Raw genomic sequence first — 8,616 nt, forward strand, 5'->3', positions numbered from 1 at the left:
TCGATGCCGGGGATGATGGATACCGTCCTCAATCTCGGCCTCAACGATGCCACCGTCGAGGGGCTCGCGGCCACCAGCGGCGACGCCCGCTTCGCGTGGGACAGCTATCGCCGCTTCGTCCAGATGTACGCCGACGTCGTCATGGGGCTCGACCATGCCGAGTTCGAGGAGGCGCTGGAAGTCGCAAAGGAAGACAAGGGCTTCTACCTCGACACCGAGATGTCGGCCGAAGACTGGCAGGCGCTGGTCAAGGAATATCAGGCGATCGTCGAGCGTGAGACCGGCGCGCCGTTCCCCCAGGAACCGAACGACCAGCTCTGGGGCGCGGTCGGCGCGGTGTTCGCGAGCTGGGAAAGCGATCGCGCGAAAGTCTATCGCCGCCTGAACTCGATCCCCGCCGAATGGGGCACGGCGGTCAATATCCAGGCGATGGTGTTCGGCAATATGGGCGACACCTCGGCAACGGGTGTGGCGTTCACGCGCGACCCCGCGACCGGCGAGCGCGCCTGGTACGGCGAATGGCTGATCAACGCGCAGGGCGAGGACGTCGTCGCGGGCATTCGCACGCCACAGTACCTCACCAAGGTCGCGCGCGAAAAGGCGGGCGCCAAGCCGGCGTCGATGGAAGAGGCGATGCCCGAGACCTTTACCGAGCTCGGCCGCGTCTTCGACACGCTTGAAACGCACTACCGCGACATGCAGGATATCGAGTTCACCGTCGAACGCGGGACGCTCTGGATGCTGCAGACGCGCAGCGGCAAGCGCACCGCCAAGGCGGCGCTTCGCATCGCGGTCGAGATGGCGGCCGAGGGGCTGATTTCGGAAGAAGAGGCCGTCGGCCGCGTCGATCCGGGCGCGCTCGACCAGTTGCTCCACCCGACGCTCGATCCCAACGCACCGCGCGACGTGCTGACCAAGGGGCTCCCTGCGAGCCCCGGTGCCGCATCGGGCAAGATCATGTTCGACGCCGACAGCGCCGAGAAGGCGGCCGCGATGGGCGAGGCGGTGATCCTCGTCCGCGTCGAAACCTCGCCCGAGGATATCCACGGCATGCACGCGGCCAAGGGCATCCTGACCGCGCGCGGCGGGATGACCAGCCACGCGGCGGTGGTGGCGCGCGGCATGGGGCGTCCGTGCGTTTCGGGAGCGGGCGGGTTGTCGATCGACGGCGCGTCGCGTGTGCTGCGCGTCGGCGGACGTGAACTGCGCGAGGGTGATATCCTGACTCTCGACGGCTCGACCGGCGAAGTCATGGCGGGCGAGGTTCCGACCTTGCTTCCCGAACTCGTCGGCGACTTCGGCGTGCTGATGGCATGGGCCGACAAGGTCCGCCGCATGAAGGTGCGGACCAACGCCGAAACGCCGCAGGACGCCCAGGTCGCGCGCGATTTCGGCGCCGAGGGCATCGGGCTCTGCCGCACCGAGCATATGTTCTTCGACGCCGCACGCATCACCGCGGTGCGCGAGATGATCCTCGCCGACAGCGAGGATGGCCGCCGCGCCGCGCTCGCCAAGCTGCTCCCCGAACAGCGGGGCGATTTTGCCGCGATCTTCGGCGTGATGGCAGGGCTGCCGGTGACGATCCGCTTGCTCGATCCGCCGCTCCATGAATTCCTGCCGACGCGCGAGGAAGATTTCGCCGACGTTGCCGCAGCCGCGGGCGTCGGGATCGAAGCGCTCAAGGCGCGCGCGAACGAACTGCACGAATTCAACCCGATGCTTGGGCATCGCGGTTGTCGCCTCGGCGTGACCTATCCCGAAATATACGAGATGCAGGCGCGGGCGATCTTCGAGGCGGCGTGCGACGTCGCCGCCGATACCGGCGCGGCGCCGATCCCCGAGGTGATGATCCCGCTCGTCGCGACACGCCGCGAGTTCGACCTGATGAAGGCGGTCGTCGATGCGCAGGCCAAGGCAGTGTTCGCCGAAAAGGGCCGCGAGATTGCCTATCTCGTCGGCACGATGATCGAACTGCCGCGCGCCGCGCTGATGGCGGGCGAGATCGCCGAGACCGCGGAATTCTTCAGCTTCGGCACCAACGACCTCACGCAGACGACGATCGGCATCAGCCGCGACGATGCGGGACGCTTCCTGACGCAATATGTCGACAAGGGCATCTTCCTGACCGACCCGTTCGTCAGCCTCGATGTCGAGGGGGTCGGTCAGCTGATCGAACTGGCGGCGGACCGCGGGCGCAAGACGCGCCCCGACGTCAAGCTCGGCATCTGCGGCGAGCATGGCGGCGACGCGCCGAGCATCCATTTCTGCGAACAGACGGACCTCGACTATGTCAGCGCGTCGCCCTACCGTGTCCCCATCGCCCGGCTCGCGGCCGCTCAGGCCGCGCTGAAAAAGGGCAAATAGCCCGGGGAACAACGCGCATGAAGAGCTGGCACCGCTATACGATCGCCTTGGTGGGCGGATTGGCGGTGGGGCTCGGCGCGGCGTGGGCGATAACCGGCGGCGGGCTCAGTGGCGGGGCGATCGTCAATGGCCCGTGGTCGACCTCGCTCGGCTTTGGCACCAAGGCGACCGATCCCGTGACCCGTGCGGCGGTGGCGCGCGCAGGGCTGCTCGCGCTGCCGGCGAAGGAAACCGTCTATTGGTCGGCAAAGACCGATGCGGCGGGCGCGCCGCTCGACGGCAATTGCCGCTACAGCCTGTCGGGCGCGCCGCTCGACGCGCGCTGGTGGAGCGTCACCATTTATGATGCGGCAGGCTACCTGGTCGCCAATCCGGCGAATATCTGGTCGGTGAACGGCGCCAATGTCGCGCTCGATGACAAGGGCGAATGGCGTGTCACGATCGCGCCGTCGAAGCCGGCCGGAGGCGCATGGCTGCCCGGGACCAAAGGGCAACCCTTCCACCTGACCCTGCGCATGTATAACCCCGGAAAGGCCTTCCGCGCCGATCCGGCGAAGGCGGTGCTGCCGCAAATCGTGAAGGAGGGCTGCTGATGCGGAACTGGCTCGGCCCGTTTGCCTTCGGGCTGATCGTCGCGATCGTCACCGCCTATGCAGCGATCTGGGCCATTCCCTATGGCCTGATGAACGTCGCGATCGAGCGGCTGGGGCAGGGCGGGGTCAACACGATGTCGTACGGCAATCTCGCCAATCCCGACCGCCAGCCCGTGGTGCGGCCCAGCCCCGATCTGGCCTATTCGAGTTGCCCCTATAATCTTTCCGAAGGACCAGTCGCGATCGACGTTGCGCCGGTTCCCGGTCGATACACCTCGCTCAGCATCTTCGACGCGGCGACCGACGTGATTTTTGTGCGCAACGATGTCGAGGCCGGCGGCAAGCCGTTTCGAATCATCGTCGCGCGGGCGGGGCAGGCGGTGCCCAAGGGCGCCGAAGTCGTCCGCACGAATCACGACCATGGTATCGCACTGATTCGTATTCTGCTGAAAGATCCCGCGGAAATCGGAGCGATCGACGCCGCGCGCCGCCAATCGTCGTGCGCAACGGTCACAAAGCTGAAATAGGGGGTTGCGCCCCCGCGCAGCGGGTCTTAAAGGCGCCTCTCCACGCACCCGTAGCTCAGCTGGATAGAGCATCAGACTACGAATCTGAGGGTCGGACGTTCGAATCGTTCCGGGTGCGCCATTCCCTTCATTTCGAATATTTCGCCGCTTATGCGGCAGGGTTGCGCGCGACCGCGACCCAGGCGGCGCCGTCGATCAGCACCGATGTATCGCCGGGCTGTCCAGCGAAGGCAGCACGAACCGCCGCTGCCGCGCGATTCCGAATATCGTCCGGTTGGTCGGCCAGCGCGCGCGCGAGCGGGCCGACCTGAAAGGCCATGTCGAGCGCATCGTCGATGGCGGCCTCGCGCGTGGCGCCGCGGCCATAGGAAATAGTCGTGTCGAAGGGTGCGATATCGATATCGGTAAAGCCGGCGTTTGCCAGAATGGACGTCAATCGGTCGCGATCGCCGAATGCAAAGGGACCGGGCGCTTCGGGATCGGCGGGTACGGGCCGGACGAAGTCGCGGATCGCCGCCATCGGCAGACGCACCCAGTCATTCTCCTGCGCGCCGCGCCAGCACACGAACGCCAGCCGCCCGCCAGGTTTCAGCGCGCGGCGCATGTGGCCGAATGCCGCGACCGGATCGTCGAAGAACATCACGCCGAAGCGCGAAAACAGCAGGTCGATACTCCCGGCAGGGAGCGGCGCGGTCGCGGCGTCGGCGCAGCGAAATTCGACCGGCGCCCCGACCGGTGCGGCAGCGCGGGCGATCCCGACAAGTTGCGCCGATATATCGACGCCAAGTATGTGGCCGCCGGGTCCGACCTGCTTTGCAAGCACGAAGGTCGACGTGCCCGACCCGCAGCCGATATCGAGGATATGGTTGCCCGGCTGCGCATCGGCGGCGGCGATCGCCGCATTGCCGAAATCCTCGAGCATCAGGTCCAGACGCGCGAGATTGGCCGCCCAGCGGTCGGCGCTGTCGCCGTTCCAGTCGTGGGTCGGGGCGTCGGACATGCTGCACTCCTTTATTGAGAATGATTCGCAAATATCGTCAATGCGCCGAAAGGACAAGGGGCCGCGCATAGCTATGCCCTGTTGCATCGCCTCCGGCCATGCGACATTCCACAGGCTTGGCCGGCGATGTGGGATCGGCAAGGGAGAGTCATGAGCGAACGGATCGTCACGGTCGATATCGGCGGCACCCACGCGCGCTTCGCGATTGCCGAGGTCGAGGGTGGTCGCGTCCTGTCGCTCGGCGAAGCGACGACGCTGCACACCAAGGATCATGCAAGCTTCCAGACGGCATGGCAGGATTTTGAGCGCCAGCAGGGCGGCACGCTGCCGCGCGCGGTCGCGATCGCCATCGCGGGACCGACACGCGGCGACATCATCCGTTTCACCAATAATCCGTGGATTATCCGTCCGGCGCTGATCAACGAGAAGCTGGACGTCGATCGCTATGTGCTGGTCAATGACTTCGAGGCCGTCGGCCATGCGGTAGCGCAGGCCGACGAGAGCTATTTCGAGCGGCTGACCGGCCCCGACGAACCGCTTCCCGCGACCGGCACGATCACGATCATAGGCCCTGGTACCGGGCTCGGCGTTGCGCATATCTGGCGCGACGGCGCCGATTACCGGGTGCAGGCGACCGAAGGCGGGCACATCGACTTCGCGCCGCTCGACAGCATTGAGGATGCGATCCTCGCGCGGCTGCGCAAGCGGCACCGGCGTGTATCGATCGAGCGGATCGTCTCGGGGCCCGGCATCGTCGACATCTATGAAACGCTCGCCGCGCTCGAAGGGCGCGCAATCCCGCGGCTCGACGACAAGGCGATCTGGACCAGCGCGCTGAGCGGAGAGGACAGCCTCGCCGCGGCGGCGGTCGACCGATTCTGCCTGTCGCTAGGCAGCGTGTCGGGGGACCTTGCGTTGGCGCAGGGGGCAAGCGGTGTCGTCGTTGCGGGCGGGCTCGGCCTTCGCATCCGCGACAGCCTCGTGCGCTCGGGCTTTCCCGAACGCTTTATCGAAAAGGGGCGCTTCGAAGGCTTTATGTCCGCGCTGCCGGTCAAGCTGATCACCCATCCGCAGCCCGGACTGTTCGGCGCCGCCGCTGCCTTTGCGCGCCAGCACCTCTGACGCAATTTCCGCTGGCATCCGCCTGAGAAAATCGGCAGCAAGGAATCCTTGATTCCCGAAGGATCCTGCTGCCCGTGTCCGCCCGTCCTGTCCTCGGCATCATCGCCTGCAACCGGCAGGTCGGCGCCGAATATGCGCAGGCGGTGATGAACCGTTATGCGACGGCGGCGATGCGCCATGCCGATTGCGCGGCGCTGCTCATTCCGTCGCTTCCCGAATATATGCACGCCGAAGAAATCGTCGGCCGGCTCGACGGTGTTTTGCTCACCGGGTCGCCGTCGAACGTCGAGCCCGCGCGCTATGGCGAGGATGATGCGGGGGAGGGGCCGTTCGACCCCGATCGCGACCGCATGATGCGCGACCTCGTCGAGGCGGTGATCGCGGCGCAGCGACCGCTGTTCGGTATCTGCCGCGGGTTTCAGGACATCAACGTCGCGCTCGGCGGGACGCTGCGCCGCGATACCGCGACGAACGGCGAATTGCTGCGGCATCATACTCCCGACGGGACGCTGTTCGATGCGATGTTCGATCACCGGCACCATGTCGACCTGACCGAGGGCGGGATGCTGGCTTCGGCCTATGGTGCATCGGCACTCGACGTGAACTCGGTCCATTATCAGGGGATCTGCCGGCTCGGCGACGGACTGTCGATCGAGGCGCGCGCACCCGACGGGCTCGTCGAGGCGTTCAGCGCGCGGCCCAACGGGGCGCCGTTGCTCGCGGTGCAATGGCACCCCGAATGGGCGGTCGACGGCAATTCGGAAAGCCAGACCTATTTTCGCCTGCTGGGACAGGCGCTGCGGGGGGCGCTGTGAACCGCCGCGTCACGCGTTATGACCGCTATCTCGCGCGGCTCTGCTTTTCTCCCTGATCGACGGACGCTTTTCACGTCTCTTCGCCGCCACGGGCGGCCCATCGATCAGGAGTTTTTGACATGCCCCGCAATCATGACATCGCCGAACTGCGCCGCCTCGACGTCGCGCACCATCTTCCTGCGCAGGCCGACTGGGCCGAAATCGAAAGGCTCGGCGGCAGCCGGATCATCACGCATGCCGAGGGATGCTATATCCACGACGGTGACGGGCATCGCATCCTCGACGGCATGGCCGGCCTGTGGTGCGTCAATGTTGGCTATGGCCGCGAGGAGCTGGTCGAAGCCGCGGCAGCGCAGATGCGCGAACTGCCCTTCTACAACACCTTTTTCAAGACCGCGACGCCGCCGACGGTGACGCTGGCGGCAAAGATCGCCAGCCTGACGGGCAACCGCCTGCCGCACGTCTTCTTCAACGCCTCGGGCAGCGAAGCGAACGACACGGTGTTCCGGATGGTCCGCCACTATTGGAAGCTGAAGGGCGAGCCCAAGCGCACCGTTTTCATAAGCCGCTGGAACGCCTATCACGGTTCGACCGTAGCCGGCGTGTCGCTCGGCGGGATGAAGGCGATGCACGCGCAGGGCGACCTGCCGATCCCCGGCGTCGAACATGTGCGCCAGCCCTATGCCTATAATGAAGGGCAGGGGATGACCGAGGACGAGTTCTGCGATGCCTGTGTGCAGGCGATCGAGGACAAGATCCTTGAAGTCGGCCCCGAAAATTGCGCTGCCTTTATCGGCGAGCCCGTCCAGGGCGCGGGCGGCGTGATCATCCCGCCGAAGGGCTATTGGCCGAAGGTCGAGGCCGTGGCGCGCAAATATGGCCTGTTGGTTGTCGCTGACGAGGTGATCTGCGGCTTCGGACGCACTGGGAAGATGTGGGGGCATGAGACGATGGGCTTCACCCCCGACCTGATGCCGATGGCGAAAGGCCTGTCGTCGGGTTATCTGCCGATCTCGGCCACCGCGGTCGCGAGCCATGTCGTCGACGTGCTGAAGACCGGCGGCGATTTCGTTCATGGTTTCACCTATTCGGGGCATCCCGTCTGCGCCGCCGTCGCGCTCCGGAATATCGAGATCATCGAACGCGAAGGGCTTGTCGAGCGCACCGGCAGCGTCACTGGACCGTATCTGGCCAGGGCGCTGGCAACGCTGAACGATCATCCGCTCGTCGGCGAGGCGCGCTCGGTCGGGCTGCTCGGCGCGGTCGAGATCGTTGCCGACAAGGAAACGCGGACGCGCTTCGGCGGCGCGGAAGGGACTGCGGGGCCGATGGCGCGCGATGCGTGCATCGCGAACGGGCTGATGGTCCGCGGCATCCGTGACAGCCTGGTCATGTGCCCGCCGCTGATCATCACCACCGAGCAGATCGACGAGATGGTTGCCATCATCCGCAAATCTCTCGATGAGGTGATGCCGAAACTCCGCGCGCTCTGAACTGGAAAGACCAAGACCCTATGCCCTCCGGCCTTTTTGCCCTGCTCGACGATATTGCGACGATCGCCAAGGTCGCCGCCGCGAGCATCGACGATATCGGCGCAGCGGCGTCGAAGGCCGGGGTCAAGGCGGCGGGGGTGGTGGTCGACGATACTGCGGTGACCCCGCGCTACGTCACCGGCTTCACCCCCGACCGCGAGCTGCCGATCATCTGGCGGATCACCAAGGGGTCGATCTTCAACAAGCTGGTGCTGATCCTGCCGGCGCTGCTGTTGCTGTCGACCTTCGTGCCATGGGCGATCACGCCGCTGCTGATGCTCGGCGGCGCCTATCTCTGCTTCGAGGGCGCCGAAAAAGTGCTGCACTCGTTGCAGGAAGACAAGACCAGCCTCGCCGAAGATGCCGAGATCGTCGCCGACAAGGATCATGAAGAGGCGATGGTGAAGGGCGCGGTGCGCACCGATTTCATCCTGTCGGCCGAGATCATGGTGATCGCGCTCAACGAAGTCCTCGACGAGCATTTCGCGATGCGCGCCGCGACGCTGGCGGTCGTGGCGGTCGCGATCACCGTTGCGGTCTACGGGGTCGTCGGACTGATCGTGAAGATGGACGATATCGGCCTGCACATGGCGAAGGAAGGCAATAGCGCGCGGCGCGCGATCGGCAGGGGCCTCGTGTCGTTCATGCCGAAGCTGCTGGCGG

8 protein-coding genes and 1 tRNA gene are annotated in these 8,616 nt (G+C 65.9%); 8 read left to right on the forward strand and 1 reads right to left on the reverse strand.

Annotated features, from left to right (window positions below; translation table 11 throughout):
- From ppdK to VGD20_RS00315, 4 genes are all read left to right on the forward strand, one after another.
- Window positions 1–2,364: pyruvate, phosphate dikinase (ppdK, locus tag VGD20_RS00300; protein ID WP_331132538.1), on the forward strand; the 2,364-nt coding region annotated here is incomplete at its 5' end.
- A 17-nt stretch (window positions 2,365–2,381) separates the two neighbouring features.
- Complete coding sequence (locus VGD20_RS00305; RefSeq protein WP_331132539.1) at window positions 2,382–2,957, forward strand: DUF1214 domain-containing protein; 576 nt, start codon at window positions 2,382–2,384, stop codon at window positions 2,955–2,957.
- Window positions 2,957–3,484, forward strand: coding sequence for a DUF1254 domain-containing protein (locus VGD20_RS00310; RefSeq protein WP_331132540.1), 528 nt, complete (start codon window positions 2,957–2,959; stop codon window positions 3,482–3,484). Before VGD20_RS00305 ends, VGD20_RS00310 begins: the two co-directional genes overlap by 1 nt.
- Window positions 3,485–3,528: 44 nt before the next feature.
- Window positions 3,529–3,605: transfer RNA gene (locus tag VGD20_RS00315), tRNA-Arg, on the forward strand.
- A 27-nt stretch (window positions 3,606–3,632) separates the two neighbouring features.
- On the opposite strand, the gene VGD20_RS00320 is transcribed toward VGD20_RS00315, so the two are convergent.
- Entirely contained in the window at window positions 3,633–4,484 is an 852-nt protein-coding gene (locus tag VGD20_RS00320; protein ID WP_331132541.1) for a class I SAM-dependent methyltransferase, read from the reverse strand.
- A 150-nt stretch (window positions 4,485–4,634) separates the two neighbouring features.
- Here VGD20_RS00320 and VGD20_RS00325 point away from each other — a divergent pair, with 150 nt between their 5' ends.
- The 4 genes from VGD20_RS00325 to VGD20_RS00340 all read left to right on the forward strand — a co-directional run.
- Window positions 4,635–5,606, forward strand: a complete 972-nt coding sequence (locus VGD20_RS00325) for a glucokinase (protein WP_331132542.1) — start codon at window positions 4,635–4,637, stop codon at window positions 5,604–5,606.
- 74 nt (window positions 5,607–5,680) lie between these two features.
- Window positions 5,681–6,421 carry a gamma-glutamyl-gamma-aminobutyrate hydrolase family protein gene (locus VGD20_RS00330; RefSeq protein ID WP_331132543.1) on the forward strand — a complete coding sequence of 247 codons (741 nt, stop codon included), beginning with the start codon at window positions 5,681–5,683 and terminating at the stop codon, window positions 6,419–6,421.
- Between the two features lie 119 nt (window positions 6,422–6,540).
- Entirely contained in the window at window positions 6,541–7,914 is a 1,374-nt protein-coding gene (locus VGD20_RS00335) for an aspartate aminotransferase family protein (protein WP_331132544.1), read from the forward strand.
- A 20-nt stretch (window positions 7,915–7,934) separates the two neighbouring features.
- The coding region (locus VGD20_RS00340) for a DUF808 domain-containing protein (RefSeq protein ID WP_331132545.1) at window positions 7,935–8,616 on the forward strand (682 nt) is incomplete at its 3' end.

Source organism: Sphingopyxis sp., assembly GCF_036402335.1.
Classification (GTDB): Bacteria; Pseudomonadota; Alphaproteobacteria; order Sphingomonadales; family Sphingomonadaceae; genus Sphingopyxis.